General features: G+C 46.8%; 14 protein-coding genes and 1 other annotated feature. Of the genes, 6 read left to right on the top strand and 8 right to left on the bottom strand.

All coding sequences use genetic code 11. The annotated features are described in order from the left end of the window. The first annotated feature begins 105 nt into the window (after positions 1-105). The 4 genes from MKX35_RS09305 to MKX35_RS09290 all read left to right on the top strand — a co-directional run bounded on the left by MKX35_RS09305 (position 106) and on the right by MKX35_RS09290 (position 6,064). Complete coding sequence (locus MKX35_RS09305; protein WP_076300696.1) at positions 106-837, top strand: ABC transporter ATP-binding protein; 732 nt, start codon at positions 106-108, stop codon at positions 835-837. Continuing rightward, the gene (locus MKX35_RS09300) at positions 834-1,889 is read left to right on the top strand and encodes an ABC transporter permease (RefSeq protein ID WP_076300695.1); all 1,056 of its coding nucleotides are present in this window, start codon (positions 834-836) and stop codon (positions 1,887-1,889) included. Before MKX35_RS09305 ends, MKX35_RS09300 begins: the two co-directional genes overlap by 4 nt. A 58-nt stretch (positions 1,890-1,947) precedes the next feature. Then, positions 1,948-2,637: a TetR/AcrR family transcriptional regulator gene (locus MKX35_RS09295; RefSeq protein WP_081383057.1), complete on the top strand. Its 690-nt coding sequence runs from the start codon at positions 1,948-1,950 to the stop codon at positions 2,635-2,637. A gap of 82 nt (positions 2,638-2,719) precedes the next feature. Continuing rightward, positions 2,720-6,064 carry a DEAD/DEAH box helicase gene (locus MKX35_RS09290; protein WP_076300694.1) on the top strand — a complete coding sequence of 1,115 codons (3,345 nt, stop codon included), beginning with the start codon at positions 2,720-2,722 and terminating at the stop codon, positions 6,062-6,064. A gap of 98 nt (positions 6,065-6,162) precedes the next feature. Here MKX35_RS09290 and MKX35_RS09285 read toward each other — a convergent pair whose 3' ends face one another. The 4 genes from MKX35_RS09285 to MKX35_RS09270 all read right to left on the bottom strand — a co-directional run bounded on the left by MKX35_RS09285 (position 6,163) and on the right by MKX35_RS09270 (position 11,521). After that, complete coding sequence (locus tag MKX35_RS09285) at positions 6,163-7,665, bottom strand: exosporium glycoprotein BclB-related protein (RefSeq protein ID WP_341044082.1); 1,503 nt, start codon at positions 7,663-7,665, stop codon at positions 6,163-6,165. Positions 7,666-8,046: 381 nt separating this feature from the next. Then, entirely contained in the window at positions 8,047-9,228 is a 1,182-nt protein-coding gene (locus MKX35_RS09280) for a collagen-like protein (RefSeq protein ID WP_341044080.1), read from the bottom strand. Next, a complete protein-coding gene (locus MKX35_RS31845) occupies positions 9,225-11,147 on the bottom strand; it encodes an autotransporter outer membrane beta-barrel domain-containing protein (protein ID WP_445671583.1) in 1,923 nt (640 codons plus the stop codon). The genes MKX35_RS09280 and MKX35_RS31845 overlap by 4 nt, the downstream gene beginning before the upstream one ends. A 14-nt stretch (positions 11,148-11,161) precedes the next feature. Further along, positions 11,162-11,521, bottom strand: coding sequence for a hypothetical protein (locus tag MKX35_RS09270; RefSeq protein ID WP_076300478.1), 360 nt, complete (start codon positions 11,519-11,521; stop codon positions 11,162-11,164). A 282-nt stretch (positions 11,522-11,803) separates the two neighbouring features. Beyond that, positions 11,804-12,020, top strand: a binding site (T-box leader). A 40-nt stretch (positions 12,021-12,060) separates the two neighbouring features. Between MKX35_RS09270 and MKX35_RS09265 the strand changes: the two genes are divergently transcribed. Then, the gene (locus tag MKX35_RS09265) at positions 12,061-13,926 is read left to right on the top strand and encodes an arginine--tRNA ligase (protein WP_076300477.1); all 1,866 of its coding nucleotides are present in this window, start codon (positions 12,061-12,063) and stop codon (positions 13,924-13,926) included. A gap of 54 nt (positions 13,927-13,980) precedes the next feature. On the opposite strand, the gene MKX35_RS09260 is transcribed toward MKX35_RS09265, so the two are convergent. From MKX35_RS09260 to MKX35_RS09245, 4 genes are read right to left on the bottom strand one after another with little or no spacing between them, the layout of a single operon-like run. Further along, entirely contained in the window at positions 13,981-17,325 is a 3,345-nt protein-coding gene (locus MKX35_RS09260) for a GH36-type glycosyl hydrolase domain-containing protein (protein WP_076300476.1), read from the bottom strand. A 47-nt stretch (positions 17,326-17,372) separates the two neighbouring features. Next, complete coding sequence (locus tag MKX35_RS09255; RefSeq protein ID WP_076286061.1) at positions 17,373-19,541, bottom strand: glycoside hydrolase family 3 N-terminal domain-containing protein; 2,169 nt, start codon at positions 19,539-19,541, stop codon at positions 17,373-17,375. 44 nt (positions 19,542-19,585) lie between these two features. After that, positions 19,586-20,335 (bottom strand): alpha/beta hydrolase, encoded by a 750-nt coding sequence (locus MKX35_RS09250; protein WP_042191309.1) that lies wholly within the window; start codon positions 20,333-20,335, stop codon positions 19,586-19,588. Between the two features lie 55 nt (positions 20,336-20,390). After that, positions 20,391-21,410 (bottom strand): LacI family DNA-binding transcriptional regulator, encoded by a 1,020-nt coding sequence (locus tag MKX35_RS09245; RefSeq protein ID WP_076300475.1) that lies wholly within the window; start codon positions 21,408-21,410, stop codon positions 20,391-20,393. A gap of 403 nt (positions 21,411-21,813) precedes the next feature. Between MKX35_RS09245 and MKX35_RS09240 the strand changes: the two genes are divergently transcribed. Next, a complete protein-coding gene (locus MKX35_RS09240; RefSeq protein WP_076300474.1) occupies positions 21,814-22,722 on the top strand; it encodes a serine hydrolase domain-containing protein in 909 nt (302 codons plus the stop codon). Positions 22,723-22,894 lie beyond the last annotated feature (172 nt).

The following is a 22,894-nucleotide window of genomic DNA, read 5'->3' as shown; positions in this document are numbered from 1 at the left end:
GATTCCGGAGCACAATAATGAGTGAGCGCTCACTCATTATTGTTGTGCAGAGCATTCAGTAACACCACTTTGTATCCCAGACTATTCAGAATCGAGGAGATGAATATGGGTTCGAAAGTTCCAGTCATTTCAGTGAGCCATGTTAGTAAAGCCTTTGGAGACAAACAGGTGCTTGAAGATATTTCACTTCAAGTGGAGCGTGCGGAAACCTTCGGCATATTAGGACCCTCTGGCTCCGGAAAAACAACGCTAGTAAAGCTGCTTACAGGTATCGATGAGGTGACCTCAGGAGAGGTAAAGGTGCTTGGTGTCACTATGCCTAAGTTATCCATGCTGCAGCAAATTGGATACATGGCTCAATCTGATGCCCTATATACGGAACTCAGCGCAAAAGAAAATCTGGAGTTCTTCGCTGCGCTATATGGACTAAAAGGTGCGGAGCGCGGCAAACGTATCAAAGCTGTTATGGAACTAGTAGATCTTCAGGAGCATCTGCGCAAAAGAGTAGATCAATACTCTGGCGGAATGAAACGCCGCCTATCCCTGGCGATTGCGCTGCTCCATGAGCCTCCGCTACTTCTTCTTGATGAACCAACAGTAGGTATCGATCCTGTACTCCGACTATCCATCTGGAAAGAACTAAAAGCTCTGAACAAGAAAGGTACCACGATTGTACTCACTACGCATGTCATGGATGAAGCTGAGAAATGTGATCGCCTTGGAATGATCCGTGATGGCAAACTGCTTGCCGCCGACACACCTGCCGGACTGCTTGAAGCCACTGGCTCAGCTTCTATTGAAGAAGCCTTTCTATATTATGGAGGTGTCCGTTCATGAGAATTCGAGCGATCACCTTACGGATTTTGCGACAATTTATTCATGATAAAAGAACGATGGCCTTAATGTTCATTGCACCGCTCGTCGTTCTAAGTTTAATGAGCTTGGTATTCAACGGGGACGCCTATGAGCCAAAAATTGGAGTATCCGGTGTGCCACTAAATATCTCAGCTGCGTTAAAAGAAGAAAATACCACAATTAAAGAGTATCCCAGCGAAGAGCTAGGGAAAAGTGCTCTAGTAGAAGGAAAGATTGACGCTTTGATCACTTTGGACGGAAACGTTGGGAATTCAGGAGTCATCCCTCAAGTGTTGTTAGAGGGTAGCAACCCTACAGCCAACAAGGCGGTAATTATGACGCTTCAAAAGCTTTCTCAGAAGCTCCTTCCAAGTACAGAGAAACAGCTGCAATTACAGCCCCAGATCAGCTACTTATACGGTTCTGAGAATATGAAGACGATTGACCGCTTCGGTCCGATTATGATTGGTGTATTTGTTTTCTTTTTCGTATTCCTGATTGCCGGTGTTTCTTTCCTGCGAGAGCGGACTACAGGCACCCTTGAACGTTTACTTTCCACTCCTTTAAAAAGATGGGAGATTGTACTCGGGTATGTATGTGGTTTCGGCATTTTTACCGTATTCCAAGCGCTATTGATCTCGTGGTTTTCCATTCAGATTCTTGGCATTATGATGACGGGAAGCTTTGGTTACGTAATGCTGATCACCTTACTCCTGTCGATGGCAGCTTTGACGCTGGGCACGCTACTATCTGCTTTTGCAGCCAACGAGCTACAGATGATTCAGTTCATCCCGCTTATTATCGTGCCACAAGTTTTCCTCAGCGGACTGTTCCCACTCGACACCCTACCGCTATGGCTACAGCGCATCGGTTACGCAACCCCAATTTATTATGGATCAGAAGCGCTTATGAACATCATGATCCGTGGCAAAGGATGGAATTCCATCGCTCTGGATGTCTATGTGCTGATCGGGTTTTCACTATTATTCATGGTGCTGAATGTATTGGCACTGCGCAAACACCGGAAAATGTAGCCTCACTAAGAACTTTCATCGGTTGAACGGAATGTACCAAGTTTGGAGGATAATTGTAATGAAAGAATATGATTCTACGGAACAAAATATAGAAGAGCAGTGGATTGAAGAGCTGCTGGCCATAAGTGAAGAGGATAAGCTGACACCGAAGCAGATTTCCATTTTGCATGCGGCGATTGAGGTGTTCTCCGAAAAAGGTTACGCTGCTGCTGCGACCAGTGAAATTGCTCAAAAAGCAGGCGTAGCAGAGGGAACGATTTTCCGATATTACAAAACCAAAAAAGATTTACTGCTCTCCATCATTGGCCCCACCATGAGTCGTATGCTCGCTCCTTTTGTACTGCGGAATTTCAACGGGGTACTCGATGTTCCCTATGACAGTTTCGAAGAATTCCTACGGTCATTTATCGTCAATCGTCTGGAGTTCGCCCGTAGAAATTTTAAAATGCTAAAGATTCTGATACAGGAGATTCCTTTCCAACCGTTGCTCAGAGAACAGTTCGCAGAAAATATTCTAAGCAAGGTGCTGGAGCGCGTCATCGAAATTGTTGAACACTTCAAGGCAAAAGGTGAAGTCATTGAATTACCCACACCCGCTATTCTACGTTTCACTATTTCATCCATTGGTGGGTATCTGCTTAATCGCCTGCTGCTACAACCGGAGAAGGACTGGAACGATGAGGAAGAGATTGACCTGACGATCCGTTTTATTATGCACGGGATTAGTGGAGTAGCAGCCCCTATTTGATGCGCACGCCCGTTCTGTTATCATAAGGACTATATAATAATCGGACTTTTCGAAGAACAAGTTACGAGGAAGGAATTATGTTATGGGCTTTAGTGTGACAGAACGGGTAATTAAGCTGCTGTGCGGCAAGTCTATTTTTGAAAAAGGATTGGCTTATTACCAGTCAGGAAGCGTCGATATAATAGATGTTGAAGAACGTAATGAATCCATCCCAGATCTTCCCCGCTCTCGTTATGAAGCGCTCGTTCAAGGGGGCATTGGCTACGAAGTCATGGTTGTCATCGATATCGACGGTGATGTCACGGCAGAATGTACTTGTCCTGCTTACACGCATGGAGGGCCTTTCTGCAAACATATCGCAGCCGTACTGATCAGCATTGATGCCCTTGAAACTGCTGGAGAACGGCCAGCTCATACTGGAACTTCTAGCCTTTCTACTATTGAAGATACTGGAGTCTTAACACCACGTAATGTTACGGATTCTACGCGAGACATGGGAGGAAGGTCCAGAGACCAGCATCTTGTGAGCAGCCTGCTAGGCATGTTCAGTAACCATAAGCCGCGTCCGAGCGGTACTGGGGCTTTTGTAGATAATAGGATCCCTTTAAATGTCGAGTTCATCTGCAAGCCATTCACTTACAGCTATAGCACTACCATGCTGGGAATAGAAATGAAAATCGGCTCGAAACGACTATATGTCGTTCATAAAATAAGAGGTTTTCTGGAACGTGTACATCTTGGAGAAACCTTCGAATTCTCGAAGCATTTCGTCTATGACCCTGCCATTCACAGCTTTCGGAAGGAAGATAACATCGTTCTTCAGAAGCTAATTGAAATTGTCTTAAATGAAAAAATGTATCGCGATAACGTCACTAACCATTCTCCATATGGTGGCAACCTGGGGGGAGATCGCCAGCTGGCTATCCCTCCTTTTTTCTGGGAGAAGCTTCAGCACGCACTTTCAGAGGTTCCGTCGGTATATCTGCAACAAGAAGAGGTGTTGTACGAAGGCATTCATATGTCTAATGAAGCACCGCCCCTTAGCTTTGCGTTCGAACAAGCCGAAGGCGAAGGCTACCATCTGGATATTCAAGGACTGGAGCAGATCTCAGTTCTGGAAGATTACGGACTCGTGCTGTCTGAAGGTAAGCTGTTGAAGCTAACTGCTCAGGAATGCATGCGTCTATCTGAGATGAAGAAAATGCTGGAATCCTCTCGTCGAGATGGCATCGATATTGCCCCCGAACAAATGGAGCCTTTTATGGACAAGGTTATTCCTGGTCTGAAAAAACTGGGAAACGTGCATATTGCCGAATCTATTGCTGATCGAATTGTGCAACATAAGCTTATAGCCAGGCTCTATCTGGACCGCGTGAGAGATCGACTGCTCGCCGGGCTAGAGTTTCAGTATGGTGACATTATCATCAATCCTTTGGATGAAAAAGCCCATGTTCGCGGTACGGACTTGATTCTTATACGCGACGGTGAAGGAGAGGCCCGAATTCTGGAGCTGATGGAGCATGAATCCTTCGCCAAAACCGAAGGCGGGTATATTATGACGGATGAGGACGGTGAGTACGATTTTTTATACCACACGATTCCGTTGCTTGAACCACTATTAACGGTCTATGCGACCACCGCTGTCAAAGAAAGACTATTCACGGGAACCACGCCACCAAAAGTGAGTATTAGTTGGAATGAGAAAACCGACTGGCTTGATTTTAAATTCGACATGGGTGGTATTCCCGAATCTGAGATTGTGATGGTCTTAAAATCACTTCAGGATAAACGTAAATACTACCGCTTGCCCGAAGGGGCACTGCTACCGCTGGAGAGCGAGGAGCTCCAAGAAATCATCACCTTTATGAACGAGATGGGCATTCGAGAAGGTGAGATTAAAGGTGCGCAATTTTCTTTACCAGTCGTTCGTGGGTTACACTTAACCTCTTCCGATTCTCAAAGTGACTCAGTCAAACTGAGCAGATCCTTTAAAAGGTTACTTGCGAATATGCACAATCCTGAGAACCTTGACTTCCCTATACCAGAGAGTCTGGCCCCTGTGCTCCGGGATTATCAGCAGTATGGATTTCAGTGGCTGAAGACGCTGGCCCATTATCGTTTCGGGGGAATTTTAGCGGATGATATGGGTCTTGGCAAAACGCTGCAGAGTATCGCTTTTCTGCTCTCTGAGCTTCCGGATATTCGTCAGAGTGGTCTGCCCGCTCTTATTGTCGCTCCTGCCTCTCTGACCTACAACTGGCATAATGAGCTTAAAAAGTTCACGCCTGAGATTAAGGCTGTTATTGCAGATGGAAGCTTAACGGAACGCGGTCGGATTTTAAAAAATGCAGCGAAGGCGGATGTAATCATCACCTCTTACCCACTGCTTCGCAGAGATGTTCAGTTGTATGCTAAGAAATCTTTTCATACCCTGATTCTCGATGAAGCGCAAACCATAAAGAACCATACTACGCAGACCGCTCAAGCAGTTATGGCTCTTCAAGCCCGGCATCGTTTTGCACTTACTGGGACTCCTGTTGAGAATGCGCTAGAAGATCTATGGTCCATCTTCGGCACTGTGTTTCCCGGGTTGTTTCCAGGTAAGAAGGCTTTTCACGATTTGCCGAGGGAAACTATCGCTAAACGGGCACGTCCCTTTTTGCTGCGGCGCTTAAAGAGTGATGTGTTAAAAGAATTGCCTGAGAAAATCGAATCACTCCAAGCCTGTGAGCTGTTCCCTGAGCAGAAGAAGTTATATGTCGCTTATCTCGCCCGTTTGAAAAAAGAGGCGCTTAAGCATCTGACCCAGGATAGCTTCGGTAATAATAATCGGATTAAAATCCTTGCTGGTCTCACCCGTCTGCGCCAGCTATGCTGTCACCCGGCTCTATTTGTGGATGGGTATGAAGGAAGCTCCGCCAAGTTCGAGCAGCTGTTTGAAATCATTGAGGAATGCCGCAGCTCAGGTAAACGAATGCTAATATTCTCCCAGTTCACAGAAATGCTCGGTTTGATTGGACGAGAACTCGGATATCAAGGTATTCCATATTTTTACCTAGACGGTCAAACGCCTGTGTCTCAACGGGTAAATTTATGTAATCAATTTAATGAAGGAGAGCGTGATATTTTCCTGATCTCCTTAAAAGCTGGTGGAACCGGACTCAACTTAACAGGGGCAGACACTGTCATTCTATACGATCTATGGTGGAACCCTGCCGTCGAACAGCAAGCTGCAGATCGGGCTCACCGGATCGGACAGAAAAAAGTAGTTCAAGTGATCAGACTCGTAACCCAAGGCACTGTGGAGGACAAGATGTATGAGCTACAACAGAAGAAAAGGAACTTAATCGATGAAGTGATCCAGCCAGGTCAGGAAGGGTTATCTACCCTTACAGAACAAGATATCCGAGAGATTCTGATGATCTAAGTGTAATGATGTTTGGAGAAAAATAGGGATATCCTTCAGCCAAATGGCTTTTGGGATATCCCTTTTTCTGTAGTAAATACGTCATAATCATCATCAGATTATGCGATTGTAACTCCTGCACTAGCGTAGCCTGCAATGGTTGTAGCAACGTCGACTCCGGCCGATACTGTTGAAGTGAAGACCAACAGCAACCGCTCTCCAGTGGTTACAGGAATGCTCAAGCCTGTAGTAATACCACTGCTAATTGTGCCAAGTGAAAGGACACCTGTAAATGGAGGACTTAATGTGACTACAGCACCAGGGACTGCAGTAAAGGTATTGTTAGGGGTAGAAGAACTGTATAATTGAGCAATGATTGTTACTGTAGAACCTAATAAACTAAGCGCTGCTGTTGTGCTGAAATAGGCCGCCAAAGAGGTAATCGTTCCGGTGCGTGGAACTGAGAATGCAAAGTTCAGCAAGGTTCCAGCCGCTCCGGTGAGATCTATCGTACCGCCAGCAGCACTAATATTCGTCGCACTACTTCCGAATCCTACGATACTTGAAGTATTAAGCAAGCCTCCTAATACAGTTGTCATAGCTACAGGAAGACCAGAAGCATAAGGAATGATTGCACCTGAACCAGCAGGTCCCGTTGCTCCGGTTGTTCCTGTCACTCCAGTCGCTCCAGTTGCGCCTCCACTTCCCGTTGCTCCAGTTACACCTGCGCTTCCTGTTGCTCCTGTTACACCTGCGCTTCCTGTTGCTCCAGTTACACCTGCGCTTCCTGTCGCTCCTGTTACACCTGCGCTTCCCGCTGCTCCGGTAACTCCTGCGCTTCCTGTCGCTCCTGTTGCACCTGCACTTCCCGTTGCTCCTGTTGCACCTGCACTTCCCGTTGCTCCTGTTGCACCTGCGCTTCCCGTTGCTCCTGTTGCACCTGCGCTTCCTGTCGCTCCTGTTGCACCTGCACTTCCTGTTACTCCAGTCACGCCTGCACTTCCTGTTGCTCCAGTTACACCTGCGCTTCCTGTCGCTCCTGTTACACCTGCGCTTCCTGTTGCTCCAGTTACACCTGCGCTTCCTGTCGCTCCTGTTACACCTGCGCTTCCTGTTGCTCCTGTTGCACCTGCACTTCCCGTTGCTCCTGTTGCACCTGCGCTTCCCGTTGCTCCGGTAACTCCAGCGCTTCCTGCTGCTCCGGTCGCACCTGTACTTCCTGTCGCTCCGGTATCTCCGGTGGCTCCAGTGGCTCCTGAATAACCTATATTTTCACCATACAATTCAGAGTAGACAAGCCGATGAGCAGTCACTAATTGACCTGTGCTGCTTTTTCCCCAAACTGAGACTTGAATTGGATCGTCTATCAAAGTTGGTGTTGTAAATGAAAATTCGAATGAATCAAAATTTGCATAATAATCATTTGTTAGTACTTCATTAGGTCCCACAGTATGAAGTTCACTAACATATAGTGTTCTTGTACCGTTCATATAATATCCTTCGACTTGAATCAACGACGCAGTGACATCACTCTGATTAACAAGTTTAATAGTAACAAGCTGAGTGGGTCTTTCACCGCTTACCAGATTGTTTTCTATAGGTCCAGTAGATAAATAACTCAAGTTATCAACTCCTTTTATTTTTAAATAGATTGCCTGCAAAAAATTCTAAATAGTAGCGTTACTATAATCATTCCTCCGATCTACTCTAAATTCGCTAACAATGAGCCTATTATATTTTTCAGTTGGAAATTTTCAGCTCTTAATAGTAATATTCTTTTCTCTTTTTAATGTGTGGACATCTATCAAAAGCTACTACTATACATATTGAGTGCTATTGGAAAAATCTATAAATCTATCAATATTCAATAGATTGTAACTCTTAGGAGCATTATTCCGTTCTGCCCAAAACTTGTCCCGTTAACAAAATAGAGGATAGCTCAGGAAGCCATCCTAACGGCTACTGAGCATCCTCTATTTTTACAATCAAACTCAGAGATAAATTTACGTCAATTCATGAACAGACCAAACTATACCCGAAGTATTGGCACCGCCCAGATTCAAAGGAACCGTCAAGCCATTAGAAACATAGAACAAACCAATAACATCACCTGCTGTTAGTGCAAATTCTCCAACCAGCGTTACAGTCCCACTTCCCAAAATAGCTCTCAAATCTAGAATAAGCGCAACATTCACATCCAACACAGGGAATAATCCACTTACCAGATTTGTTGAAGTAGGAGAAGTTCTCTGAACTACGAAAGCTGGATTAACCCCACTACCAAGACTAATTGAGATTGAGGCAGTTGTGGAATAGTTAATGGTCGCTTCAATAGAATATCTACCCGTTGTCGGAACTGTGTAATTTCCCGAAACGGGGTTAAAGGAAGGATCAGAATAGAAAGGAGAAGCCACAGACCATCCAGTCAGTTGGGAAGAAGTAGAAACTGACAAAGCTGATAGGAACGCTGAGAATCCCTCAGCTTGAATATTCGGCCCTGTTGCTCCAGTCACACCAGTTATTCCTGTTACTCCCGTTACACCAGTCGCTCCCGTTGCTCCAGTTACTCCAGTTGCCCCCGTTGCTCCAGTTACTCCAGCTGCTCCGGTTGCTCCAGTCACTCCAGCTGCCCCCGTTGCTCCAGTCACTCCGTCCGCTCCCGTTGCTCCAGTCACACCTGCCGCTCCTGTTGCTCCAGTTACACCTGCCGCTCCCGTCGCTCCAGTCACTCCGTCCGCTCCCGTTGCTCCAGTCGCTCCAGCTGCCCCTGTTGCTCCAGTCACTCCAGCTGCTCCAGTTGCTCCGGTCACTCCGTCGGCTCCCGTTGCTCCAGTCACACCTGCCGCTCCTGTTGCTCCAGTCGCTCCAGCTGCCCCTGTTGCTCCAGTCACTCCAGCTGCTCCAGTTGCTCCAGTCACCCCGTCGGCTCCTGTTGCACCAGTCACTCCAGCTACCCCTGTTGCTCCAGTCACACCTGCCGCTCCTGTTGCTCCAGTCACCCCGTCGGCTCCCGTTGATCCAGTCGCTCCAACTGCTCCCGTTGCTCCGGTCAATCCATCGGCTCCTGTTGCTCCGGTCACTCCAGCCGCTCCCGTTGCTCCAGTCACACCTGCCGCTCCTGTTGCTCCAGTCACTCCAGCTCCCCCTGCTCCAGTCACTCCAGCTGCTCCAGTTGCTCCAGTCACCCCGTCGGCTCCTGTTGCAGTCCTCCAGTCCTCCAGTCACTCCAGCTGCCCCTGTTGCTCCAGTCACCCATCGGCTCCTGTTGCACCAGTCGCTCCAGCCCCCTGTTGCTCCAGTCACACCATCCGCTCCTGTTGCTCCAGTCACCCCGTCGGCTCCCGTTGCTCCAGTCAATCCATCGCTGTTGCTCCGGTCTGCTCCAGCCGCTGTTGCTCCAGTCACACCTGCTCCTGTTGCTCCAGTCACCTGCCGCTCCCGTCGCTCCAGTCACCCCGTCGGCTCCTGTTGTACCAGTTACACCTGCCGCTCCCGTCGCTCCAGTCACCCCGTCGGCTCCTGTTGCACCAGTCGCTCCAACTGCTCCGGTCACTCCAGCCGCTCCCGTTGCTCCAGTCACACCTGCCGCTCCTGTTGCTCCAGTTACACCTGCCGCTCCCGTCGCTCCAGTCACCCCGTCGGCTCCTGTTGTACCAGTTACACCTGCCGCTCCCGTCGCTCCAGTCACCCCGTCGGCTCCTGTTGCACCAGTCGCTCCAACTGCTCCGGTTGCCCCAGTCACTCCAGCTGCCCCTGTTGCTCCAGTCACTCCATCGGCTCCCGTTGCCCCTGTTGCTCCAGTCACTCCGTCGGCTCCCGTTGCTCCAGTCGCTCCATCTGCTCCTGTTGCTCCAGTCGCTCCAGTCGCTCCAGTCGCTCCAGTTGCTCCAGTCACTCCATCGGCTCCCGTTGCTCCTGTCACTCCATCGGCTCCCGTTGCTCCTGTCACTCCATCGGCTCCCGTTGCTCCGGTCACTCCTGTTGCTCCTGTTGCTCCAGTCGCTCCAGTCGCTCCAGTTGCTCCAGTCACTCCATCGGCTCCCGTTGCACCTGTCACTCCGTCGGCTCCTGTTGCTCCAGTCACCCCATCGGCTCCCGTTGCTCCAGTCGCTCCGTCTGCCCCTGTTGCTCCAGTCGCTCCATCGGCTCCCGTTGCTCCTGTCGCTCCATCGGCTCCCGTTGCCCCTGTCACTCCGTCGGCTCCCGTTGCTCCGGTCACTCCGTCGGCTCCTGTTGCTCCAGTCGCTCCAACTGCTCCCGTTGCCCCTGTCACTCCGTCGGCTCCCGTTGCTCCGGTCACTCCGTCGGCTCCTGTTGCTCCAGTTACACCAGCCGCTCCCGTTGCTCCGGTCACTCCATCGGCTCCCGTTGCCCCAGTGGCTCCATCGGCTCCCGTTGCTCCTGTCACTCCATCTGCTCCCGTTGCTCCTGTCACTCCGTCGGCTCCTGTTGCACCTGTCACTCCGTCGGCTCCTGTTGCTCCTGTCACTCCGTCCGCTCCCGTTGCTCCTGTCGCTCCGTCTGCCCCTGTTGCTCCTGTCGCTCCATCGGCTCCAGTTGCTCCTGTCGCTCCATCTGCTCCCGTTGCTCCTGTCGCTCCTCCGGCTGCCCCTGTTGCGCCAGTCACTCCGTCTGCCCCTGTTGCTCCAGTCGCTCCGTCTGCCCCTGTTGCTCCAGTCGCTCCGTCGGCTCCATCCGCACCCGTTGCCCCTGTCGCTCCATCTGCCCCTGTAGCACCAGTTGCCCCTACCGTTGCTCCAAGTAATTCAGCATGGACAAGTCGGTGAGCAGTCACAATTTGACCTACACTATTTTTTCCCCAGACTGAAATTTGAATAGGATCATCTACCAGGCTTAGAGTCGTAAAAACAAATTCAAACGCATCAAAATCCGCATAATAGTCCTTTGTTATAAATTGATCAGGCATAACGTTAACAAGCTCACTAACATATAAAGTTCTTGTCCCATCCATATAATATCCTTGGACGAGAACCGTAGAAGAAATAACGTCGCTTCGGTTATCGATTTTGATCGTAACATGTTGAGTAGGTCGTATACCTCCCACCATGGTATTATCTATCGGCCCGGTAGATAAATAACTCAATTTTCAACACTCCTTTAAATTATTGCTGTATGTTTTTCCCACGCTACTATACGATGAGAATCTACCAATTCTCCCGAAGCCTGTTTTCCCCAGACTGAGATCCCTATCTCTGCTTCAACTTCTTCTAATGTTACAAACTCAAATTCAAATGCGTCTAAATCAGCAAAATAGTTCCTAGTTAGAACTTGGTTAGGTGCGAGACTTACCATTTCATTCACATACATTGTTCTTGATCCATTTAGTAAGAAGCCTTGAATGACGAGATTATAAGAATTAAGAGAATCACGATTAACTACTTTTACCGTTACCATTTGCGTCTGTCTGATCCCCAGAATTGGACTATTATCTATAGGTCCAGTAGAAAATAAAGCCATCTTTATTCACTCCTCCCTTCCACCAGCAGTTTGAAAGATTAAAAACTACAACACTAGTAACATGGTTCATAATTAATAGCTCTATATAGTAATATTCTGTATTTAAAGTTAATGTGTGGACATTTAAGCAAAGGAATTGCCACTCGAGAAAAAGACAACCTTCTATTCTTTGAATTTGTAATCTACTAATCGGACAATCTAAAACTCAAGCATCTTCTAGACTTTACTGAGTAACACCCTATTGCTTTTTTCGAAATATTCGTTATACTGATAAAAATTATTCAAGCATCGATGAACGGGAGAGTAGTTAACGTGTTCTAGTCCACAGCGAGCCGGGTAAGTGCAAGCCGGTACAGATCACCTAATGAAGCGCACCCGTGAGATGGACTTCTGAACCTAAGTAGGAAGTCCCGGCTGAAGACCGTTATCCTGTAAGGTGGCTAAACATCTGTTTAGCAACGAGAGTGGTACCGCGAGCGCTAAAGCCCTCGTCTCTTTTGAGACGATGGCTTTTTTGTATTTTCAAAGGAGGGTATAAAATGTTAAGTCAAATCATCAAACACAGCATTGAACAAAGTGTAAAAAAAGTATTCCACACCTTAGAAGTTGCCTACCCAAACGATGTTGCAATTCTGATCGAACAGCCAGCTAATCTAGAGCATGGTGATTATTCCTGCAATATTGCTATGCAGCTAGCCAAACTCCTGCGTAAATCCCCTCTCGTCATAGCAGAGTTAGTAAAAGCAGAAATTAAATTACAAGAGAGATACACGGGTCTTTTACAAAAAGTCGAAGTAGCTGCTCCTGGATTTATTAATTTGTATATGAATTGGCAGGTGTGGGCTAAACATTCCTTTAATCTGCCTGACAACACAAGGGAAAAGGTCATCATAGAGCACACTTCAATCAATCCAAATAAAGCTGCTCATGTAGGTCATCTGAGAAATGCTTGCATCGGCGATGCGCTGGTCAGAATAATGAAAAGAACCGGACATAACGTAGAGGTCCATAACTATGTGGATGATCTGGGCAACCAGCTGGCAGATACAGTCGTTGGTTTATTAAATGTACCTTTAGAAGGGGAACATCAACGTTTCGGTGATTATTGCTGGGATCTATATGCCAAAGTGAACAAAGAATATGCACGGAATCCAGAGATCACTCACAAGCGCACGGATATGCTGCATGCCCTTGAACAGGGTGATGGTAATGAGGCGTGGCTGGGCAACTTAGTCGCTGAACGTATTGTGAGAGAACATGTAGCGGAAATGAAGCGTTTTGGTATTCACTATGACCTGCTGGTGTGGGAGAGCAATATTTTAAAAGAGGGATTCTGGACAGCCGCATCTGAGCTATTGAAGCAAACGGCAGTTTTTGTACAGGAGACTGAAGGCAAACTTGCGGGCTGCTGGGTGCTAAAGCAAGGGACAGAGGTTAGCAGTGGAGCGGATTCAGAGGATCATCAGATGGATAAGGTGCTTGTGCGTTCGAATGGGATTTTGACGTACACAGCCAAAGACATTGCTTATCATCTCTGGAAATTCGGTCTACTATCCAAAGATTTCACCTACAGTGAATTCTCGTCTGGTTTATGGACCACAGGATTAACTGGAACCCATGAGCCTTATGGACATGCCGACCGTGTTATTAACGTGATCGATTATAGACAGGAATATCCGCAACAAATGGTTAAGCAGGCTTTAGGAGCACTAGGATATAACGAGCAGGCTGAGAAGCTCCATCATGTAAGTTATGGCGTTGTTTCTCTTAGTCCGGCCTCTGCTGCTGAGCTGGGGATAGATATTTCAGAAGGAAAATCTTCTTATGCCATGTCCGGGCGCCAAGGAATCGGCGTTAAGGTGAGCGATTTAGTAAAGCTTATGGAACAGAATATAGAACATTCGCGCTCCGACAAAGAGGGTCTTTCCAGCCATATTATTGCAGCTGCTGCTATTCGTTATTATCTGCTGCGGTTTAACCTGGGAACGGAAATCGTGTTTGATTTCAAACAGGCTACCGAAATATCCGGTAATACCGGGGTTTATCTGATGTACACCTATGCCCGTGCTAGCAGTGTTTTGAGCAAATCTACAATCCCATTCAGCACAGATGGCTCAGAATTTCAATGCCCCATCGAAATGGAAAAGGCAGAGCTCGCTTTGCTGAGACAGCTTAGCGTCTGGCAAGAGACATTGTATGCTGCCAGCATAGAGTTAACACCGAATATACTCTGCACGTACGCGCATACCTTAGCCACACTTTTCAATAACTTCTATTCTATATGTCCGATTTTAAAAGGTGAGGAGGCTACCATCGCGTTCCGCCTCTGGCTCACTTCGAGATTTAAGGATACTTTAGGGGATGTACTTGAAGTGCTTGGGTTACCGACACCGAGCCGTATGTAGTACAAAAAGGGCAATCTCCACGCTTATCGCGGAGATTGCCCTTCTTTTATTATCTTACTTATAGATGTCTATCACATTTCCAGCTTCTACGCAGAGACGATCAAAGTCCTCACGTTTGATACGGATACCACCACTACGGTAGCGATTAAGCGTACCTTCGGCTTGCACTTCTGTACCGTTAACAGTAATCCGACTGTTATCAGAGCCCGTAAGGTGATAAATAAAGTCTACCTTAGTGCCTGCATATTCAAAGCTAAAGCGCATTCCGTCCAGCGACTCCGGCAGAATTGGATCGACGATTAAATCTCCACCTTCCGTACGGATCCCCAGTGCATTCGAGATCAACTGGTTCATGTAGATCCCAGGACCGCTTGAATAGATTCTCCAGCCACCTTTAACCGCTACGTCACCATTACGCAGTTTATCGAAATTCTCCTGTGCCTCGTAACGGGTGTTAAATTTACCATCCGAGCTACTGAAATAAGAGTTAGCCTGACGTAGTTCAGCGTTTGGCACCACGTCGCGGATTCCGATCGGATTGATCGCCGCTAGGCCATTCCAGACCTGATCGGTTTTCCCTAGCTTAGCCATAGCTTCTACATAACGGATGTGTGCATGTACATATTGAAGTCCAATTTCCCGACCAAAGTTAGAAGCTTGCTCCGCACGTTTGAAATGGGTGCTTACGCCGCCAACATATTGAGCTGGACGGTTCATCAAACGAACGCCATCTGGACAGAACAGTTTATCTTGGATTACTTCATAGTGGGCTTCGGCTTGTTCTGGTGTAAGCAGCTCACTGATCATACTGCGCGTCATTGGCAGCAGACGGTATTGGATCCCTGTTTCCGTATCACTTGGATGTACCATAAGCTTCACTTGCTCTGGGTCCTCCATATACAAGAAGCCTGGAATTACCTCAGATTGAAGCATATGTGTGTTGAAATCCTCACGGATTCCCTCCACCATCGCTTTCAGCTCTTCCGAACCTGCTGGATCAACTTTATGAAGCACTTCTGAGAACTGATTCAATGTCTGATAGGTAAGCGCCACTGTCCAGCTGCTAACCATGTACTGCTTCAGCTGTGGATTAGCCGGTTGGAGTGTATCATCCCAGTCTCCATCACCGTAAGAAGACAAATGCGTGTCATGCAGGAAGTGATTCTTAATATAAGCAACTTCCTTCCGTGCATGATCCAGCAGCGTCGCTTTTTCCTCTGTAAAATCAAAGCTATGCTTACGAGTATAAGGCACAGTCGCTTGCAAAATACTGTAGTCTTGCGTTACCGCCAAATAGTCTCCAAGCACTTTGAGTGGCCATACAATAATATCTCCATGGCTCTCCTCTTGCTGAATCTTCGTATATTTATCAAACATGAACCACTGTGGCCAGTTACCATCATCTTCATATTGATGAGCATACAGGGTCAGCAATATTTCACGAACCTGATCGTATTTTTGCGTAGCCATGAAGTATTCCACTGGTCCCTGACACACGTCACGGGTTCCCCAAGCAGCGCCGCCGTATTGTTCCAATCCGTGAGGGACTGAATAATGGACGAGCATATTATGTGTATACCACCAAGCTAGAGCATTTACCTTAAACAATTCACCTTCGGACCCATCACCTAACGTCAAGCGGAAGCCATTCATAACCCCGCTGTAGAACTCGCGGTATGCGGAAATCTCCTCTTCAGCTGTACGGCTGCTCGATTGAATCTCCTTACCATCCAGAAGACCTTGAATGTTCATTGTCCATTCACTGCTCTCCGACAGTTCCAGAATAGCTAGCGGCGCATCTGACTGGTCAGCATGAGAGACAAGTCTACCTTCATTTTGAAGAGTGAAATCCGCTCCCTGTACCTGGAATTTATATTGCAGATCAGGATATTCTCCTGCACTTAGTGCACTTCTATCAGCCGAGAAGGTTACGGTTCCCTCTTCTTGTTTGAATTGATATGGAAGCTCGTATTCGTTAACGTTCATAGTGATTTGATTAGTGACTAGATAGCGATAAGCTTTTCCACTTTCCGTACGCACATTCAGGAATATCTCCGGAGAATCTGCAGTAGTGTAGTTCGTAATAATAAAGCATTCGCCATCTGTTCTGTAATACCAACGGGCATAGTTGAAACCAACCTCGAACAATGAAGGCATGGTCAAGAGGCGATATTCGCCATTCCACTGTACATAGATTCTTTGTCCCGAAGCCTTTGGAATGTTAAGTGCATTTCTGGCATTGGTCATGAGCTTGTTGAAATTGGTATTGCCAATAACGATTTGAGAGTTAAATATTCCGTACATATAGGAAGTCGTAGTGATTACCTTATCGTTAAGTCGGGCATTATCCCCACTCATTAGAATATGACCATGAGGACGCTCTACCTTAAGTTCCTTCTCTTTTAATACAACATGCTCATAATTTTCCGTGAAGAAAGACAGAAGCTGGTCTCCCTCTTTTTCCTCTTGATAGCGAACCGGGAACAAGGCTTCGATCTCTTCGCTCGTCAGAGAATTTGCAGCTAGTGGTGCTCCCAGCTCTTTTGTCAAGAAAGAACGCTCGAGCGGTGCTTCAGCTTCTAAAGGCAAATCTTTTACCGTTTCCCAAGCCGCAGCAACATCCTTCGTGAATTCTAACGAGGTAATCGCTTCTGGATGATCTTGCTTGAACAATCCATAAAATACAAACCGGGCTTCTCCACTCAGCTTCACCCGCTCCGATTGCAGCGCAGTATAAGCGAATTCATATTGATAGATTTCATTACTTAATTGCTCACGGCTCAGGCTTTCTGGTTGATTGGTCTCTTTATAAGACAATCCAAAGAATTGGAAACCATCTGTTGAGAAGCTTGCTGCCTTAGTGATTGCACCCTGTTGTAGATATGGAAATTTGCCACCTTGCGGTTGATTCTGTCTGGAACATACTACATATCCCTTTGACTGATCCTCGAATACGGCGTGGTCAATATACTGTGACAGATAGGCTTCATTACTGCGAACAGCACCGATATCGGCAATACCCACATCTTGTCCGTACACGATATCCACATCTGCATCTTGCCCTTTAAGCTTCACGTCCCAGAACCAAGCGCCTTGAGCCGTCGGAGTAAAAATAACCTGATACTCGATATTTTCCGCAGTACCTTCCCAAACCAAGTGGTTCCCAGCCTTACGTACAGTGCTTGAGGAATGAATGCCCAGCAAAGGAACAGCTTGAATGCTTCCATTACTATGAATGCGTAAATATAGGTTGGATAAGGAGCCATCCACGATATTAGGCAGCAATTGATTGATCATTGTCCGTTCATGGAGAACTTGGAACAAGTCCCCACTGTTTGTAAAAGTGAATGATAAGTCTCCAGCGTTTAAATGGATGTTAGAATTCATATTAGTAGTCATATTCTTGCACTCCTCTATTACGACAGCCTGTGTCGTATATATTCTACTTAAGCTAATGTTAAGCGAAAATCGCGTTCTTTAACCTCTTGGCTATTTGGACCCACAAACAATTTGAATTGTCCCGGATCACTGCTAAAGCTTAAGTCGCTATGATAGTAACGAAGCTGTTCTTCTGTAAGCGTAAAGCTCACTTCCTGGCTTTCTCCCGGGGAGAGGCTGATCTTAGCAAAATCTTTCAGTTCCTTCATTGGTCTAACAACTTCTCCTGAAATGTCTCGGATATAGAGCTGCACTACCTCTTCACCTTGTACATTGCCTGTATTAGTCACCGTAACAGTTACTTTAATAGGCTGATCCTTCGTCATTATTTCACCGGAAAGGATCGGTTCACTGTAGCTAAATGTCGTATAACTAAGACCAAAGCCAAATGGTAGGAACGGCTCATTAGGAATGTCCAAATATTGTGAGACATAACGCTTGTCCGCACCCGGTGCATGTAGAGGACGTCCAGTGTTGAAATGATTGTAATAGACCGGAATTTGCCCAACAGATACAGGGAAAGACATCGTTAATCTTCCTGACGGATTCTCGTCACCATACAGTAGACTGGTAATCGCCGCACCGCCCTCGCTTCCTGGGAACCAGGCTTCCAGAATAGCATCCGCGTTCTCGATCACACCACTAAGATCCAGTGGGCGTCCGTTAAACAACACCACAACAACAGGCTTACCCAGCGTCTTCATACGTTGCAAAAGCTCACGCTGCGCTTCCGGCAAGCGGATATCTGAACGACTTCCAGCTTCTCCGCTCATATCCGAATGTTCTCCAAGCGCCAGCACAATCACATCGGCTTCCAGCGCTGCCGCTTTCGCCTCCAGCCATTGCTCTTCTGTAAAGCTCTCAATCCCGGAGCCTTCTGCAACGGTAACCTTACCAGCAGCTGCACGAGCTTCAAAAGCTGGAGCAAGAAGGCTAGCTTCTTCTGTTGAACCCAACCAGGACCATGGTCCAAGAATATCTCCGTTATTAGCAAACGGTCCGATTAGCGCAATCCGCTGCTCTGTCGCAAGCGGCAGAACCTGATCATTCTTCAGTAGAACGCAGGATTTAACCGCTAATTCTCTCGCTGCTGTCCGGTGAGCATCACAGAAAATTACCTCGCGCTCTTTCTCTATATCTGCCCCACGTAACGGATTCTCAAACAAGCCCAGTCTTTGCTTCAATTTCAAAATACGAAGTACGGCTTCATCAATGATACTTTCATCCACTTGCCCGTCAGCTACAAGAGCTGGCAATTGGTGCACATAACACTCTGTCATCATCTCAATATCCACGCTAGCTTTGATAGCTTTAAGTGCTGCTTCAGCCTCATCCTCGGCGACACCATGCGGGATCAGTTCCTTCACCGCGCCCCAATCGGAGATCAACACGCCGTCAAAGCCCCATTCCTCACGCAGCAGCTGACGAAGCAGCTTAACGTTTCCGCTTATTGGAATCCCATCAATCGTGTTGAACGAAGTCATAACCATTTCTGCACCCTCATCCAGTGCTGCACGATAGGCTGGCAGATAATATTCCCGTAGCTGACGTTCTGATAAATCGACCGTATTATAATCCCGTCCGCCTTCGGATAGACCATAGGCTGCAAAGTGCTTAACGCAAGCCGCCAGACGACTTACATCACCCGTCAAGTCATTTCCCTGAAACCCGCGTACAAATGCACGGGCAAACCTACCATTCAAATAAGGATCTTCGCCGGTAGACTCCATCACTCTTCCCCAACGCGGGTCCCGAACAAGGTCCGCCATAGGTGCAAAAGTAACGTGTACACCAGATACTGCCGCTTCTTTAGCAGCAATCTCAGCGCTTAGCTCCGCCCGTTCCATATCCCAAGAGCAACCAATCGCCAGTGGCACCGGAAAAATCGTCTTAAAGCCATGCACGATATCCGCCATCATCAGCAGTGGAATACCCAATCTATTTTTACGTAAATGAGCTTCTTGGACGGCAATGACTTGCTCTGCGCCCGAAAGTCCAAGTACTGAACCACTGTTCTCAATCATGTGATCCGTAATCCCCATGGATGCCATAGGGCCAGTGATTTGCCCTCCTTCTTCCGCTCCTTCATAGAAATTAGCAGCTAGCTGCTGCAATTGTGCTATTTTCTCTTCAAGCGTCATCTGGTTCAACAGGGACGTCAGTTGCTGGTCTTTCATCTCAAATCCTCCATAATATCTCTTTCTGCAATTGCTCATTGCTCTTAGTTGTACAAGAAATCAAAAGTTGTCTTCAGATGCTCCTCCCAGAATCTCCATTCATGTGTTCCCGGAGTCTCAACATATTGAAATGTATAGGGACTCGCTTGCATATGAGAAGCAAATTCCCGGTTCATCTCCACAAATGGATCTTCCGAGCCACAGCAGGTCAAAATTGAAGGCAGCTTACGTTTATCGTCGACCAATTTAGCCGCTAAAGCATACAGATCTTGATCCGGCTTAACTTGTAAGCGTTTTCCGAAAGTGCCTGCCATCTCCCTCGCCATATCCGAAGACATTTGCGGGTCTTTCAATCTTTTCTGAATATCTGTAACGCCTGATAAGGAAACTACTTTGCTGTAACGCTCAGGATAGGTAAGTGCACATTTTAGTGCCCCATATCCGCCCATCGATAGTCCGGCAACATACGTCTTTTGCGGATCATCATCCAGCCTCATCATTCGGCCACAAAGCTCAGGAAGCTCTTGCGTAACATAGTGGAAGTAATCCAGTCCGTACTCCATATCTGTATAATAGCTTCTTCCTACCTGAGGCATTATGACTGTACAGCCATACTTGTTAGCATACTGCTCAATGGTGGTCAGCCTGTACCATGTGCTAGCATTGTCGCCAGCACCATGTAACAGATAGAGCGTTCCTCCGGTGGTATTGCCCGAATCAACGGGGGAGATGATACTGATGGACGTTGTCATTCTTAAGGTAGGAGAACCAGTCTCAACGGTTAGAAGTGCCATATGTCATCTCCTTACGGAACCTTTTTTAAAATATAAGAAATTATGCCGAAGGCGTTTATGCTTGTTTATTAATCTTCTTGCAAGATCCCCGCTTTACCAAAACAGACTCGAATACCACATGTTTGTTCTCCGATTGTCCCGAAATCAGGTCAAACAGAATTTCAACACTGGCTTTCGCCATATCCACCCCAGGTTGGCTAATCGTATCCAGCGATGGGTGATAGTATTCTGCCATCTCTATACCGTCAAATCCGATGATCGAAATATCATTTGGAATCGATAGACCCAAAGACAATAAAGCCTTGGCAGCTCCGATAGCGATGGTATCTGATGCGGCAAATACAGCGGTGATATCTTTTTTCTTATTAAGCAGTCTTTTCGTAGCCGTGAAACCAGAACTTGGACTGTATTCACAATCCTCTACCAAGGAAGCATCATACTCAATCCCATGATCCTCAAGCGCCTTAATATAACCCATAAGACGACGGTTTCCGGTAGTATGCTGAACCAAAGGAAATCTGGCCAAAAAGCAAATGCTCCGGTGTCCGAGTGAAATTAGATAGCTCACAGCTTTATAAGACTCTTGCATATCATCAATGATCACACTGGAGAATACGGCAGGATCAACATCCTTCGTAGTCGTGATGGTAGTCAAAACGAATGGGATCGGCAATTGTTTGAATTTTTCTTCAGAATGGTCATATGTACCACCCATAAAGATTACCCCGTATAAATTCTTTTCCTTCACAAGCTGAAGAGCAGCATTGATCTCATCCACTCCATCTTCAACATGCTGGATCAGAAGCGGGCAGCCGCGCAGATTCACTTGACGCTCTACTTCTTTGATCATGTCTGCAAAAAACGGATTTGCAATCCCCTTAACCATAAGCGCTATCGTATTAGAACGCGTTTTTTTCAGATTGCTTGCATTTCCATTTGGAATGTAATTATGTTCTCTTACAACAGCCATTACTTTAGCTCTGGTTGCATCACTTACGACACCGGAGTTATTAATTACCCTGGAGACCGTGGCGATACCAACGCCTGATAGCCTTGCAATATCCTTGATATTCATAATTCCCCCTGTTTCACCCCTATAATGAGCTCCCCCTGCACCTGATATAATCAGCTTAGTGGAAACGCATAAAATGATGGGAAACGTTTCCCATGACATCATTTTGACTGTTTTCGGATCTAAATCGCTTAATACGTTCATTATGGACAGATATTTTTTAGAAGTCAACCTATGATTTTTGACTAAAAATGATTCGCATCTCAAATTCGTTTTAAATTTTAATTGTTTCGATGTTAAATAGTAGTCTTTCTGCTTGCATTGACTTTAAAATAAGAATAGAATAGCATCGATTTAGCTATTTAATATCTAGTCAGAGGAAACGTTTCCACATCATTTTCAATGATTTCGACTACCAAACTTCCTAATCCCAGCTTGAAATCTAAGAAAGAGAGGGCTACATTTTATGTTAAACATGACTCGCTTCGAAGCCCAGATCCGCGAACGTGGATTGAATGTGTTCAATGTTCTTGTGCTTAAAAATGGAACGTTAGTGGGGAAAGTGGATCTCGCAGAGGATATTCGGCGCTTGCAGCATTCGGTCAGCAAGTCTTTTACATGCATGGCGGTGGGTCTAGCCATCGAAGAAGGAAAACTATCACTAAATACAACACTTAAGGATGTGTTTCCAGATTATGCATTTGCTCATAAAGAGGCCCTTCCTTCCATGCAACCTGGGGAGTTGACCTTGTTCGATTTACTACGTATGAGTACAGGGCATGATTCCCCACCGTTTTGGATTGAAGAAAGATTAGCCTTGAAGGATGTAAATTGGATACAACATTATCTATCGCTACCTTTAGACAGACCCCCGGGGGAACAGTTTACCTACAGCAGCGGGGATACCATTATGATCTCTGCAATGGTTCAGGCCCGTGTCGGACAAACCGTAAAGGATTACCTCATTCCCCGTCTCTTTGCCCCACTAGGCATAGAAAACGTCGATTGGGAAACGGCCCCTCAAGGGATCACCCTCGGTTGTGCCGGACTTCAGATCAATACGGAAGAACTAAGCCGATTTGGACAGCTTCTTTTGCAAAAAGGAATGTGGAAGGGACAGCAGCTTATTCCCGCAGCTTGGGTTGATTTTGTTACACAAAAGCAGATCGAAAATAACGGAGCTGGTGATTGGGGCCAAGGGTACGGCTGTCAATTCTGGTTGTGTACGCACGATGCTTATCGTGCCGATGGCGCTCATGGTCAATTCTGCATTGTTGCACCGGATCCACAAGTGGTAATCGCTATTAACAGTATGGAAGATAATATGCAGGCTATTCTAGACACTGTCTGGGAGGAGATCTGGCCGCTTCTTTAGCGGTGGGCATATGCAAGACAGCCTTCTCACGGGAAGGCTCAAGGTGCCGAGAAAGTAGTGGAGGCTACTTTCTCGGCACCTTCTTTTCGTATAATTAGGCCAACCCAAATTATAGGGTTGGCCTTTTTTGAGAGTAATTAGGGAAAAGCTCCCTGTATTTAGCCGATAATTG

Origin of the sequence: Paenibacillus sp. FSL R5-0923 (assembly GCF_038009145.1) — a bacterium.
Classification (GTDB): domain Bacteria; phylum Bacillota; class Bacilli; order Paenibacillales; family Paenibacillaceae; genus Paenibacillus_AQ.
Note: the sequence above shows the minus strand (reverse complement) of the source record. Positions and strands in the feature narration are given on the sequence as shown.

Coding starts and splice junctions, on each gene's coding strand:
- MKX35_RS09290 (WP_076300694.1), top strand. CDS start 2,720: ATGGGCTTTAGTGTGACAGAACGGGTAATTAAGCTGCTGTGCGGCAAG.
- MKX35_RS09260 (WP_076300476.1), bottom strand. CDS start 17,325: ATGACTACTAATATGAATTCTAACATCCATTTAAACGCTGGAGACTTA.
- MKX35_RS09295 (WP_081383057.1), top strand. CDS start 1,948: ATGAAAGAATATGATTCTACGGAACAAAATATAGAAGAGCAGTGGATT.
- MKX35_RS09245 (WP_076300475.1), bottom strand. CDS start 21,410: ATGAATATCAAGGATATTGCAAGGCTATCAGGCGTTGGTATCGCCACG.
- MKX35_RS09240 (WP_076300474.1), top strand. CDS start 21,814: ATGTTAAACATGACTCGCTTCGAAGCCCAGATCCGCGAACGTGGATTG.
- MKX35_RS09265 (WP_076300477.1), top strand. CDS start 12,061: ATGTTAAGTCAAATCATCAAACACAGCATTGAACAAAGTGTAAAAAAA.
- MKX35_RS09270 (WP_076300478.1), bottom strand. CDS start 11,521: ATGGCTTTATTTTCTACTGGACCTATAGATAATAGTCCAATTCTGGGG.
- MKX35_RS09255 (WP_076286061.1), bottom strand. CDS start 19,541: ATGAAAGACCAGCAACTGACGTCCCTGTTGAACCAGATGACGCTTGAA.
- MKX35_RS09305 (WP_076300696.1), top strand. CDS start 106: ATGGGTTCGAAAGTTCCAGTCATTTCAGTGAGCCATGTTAGTAAAGCC.
- MKX35_RS09300 (WP_076300695.1), top strand. CDS start 834: ATGAGAATTCGAGCGATCACCTTACGGATTTTGCGACAATTTATTCAT.
- MKX35_RS09250 (WP_042191309.1), bottom strand. CDS start 20,335: ATGGCACTTCTAACCGTTGAGACTGGTTCTCCTACCTTAAGAATGACA.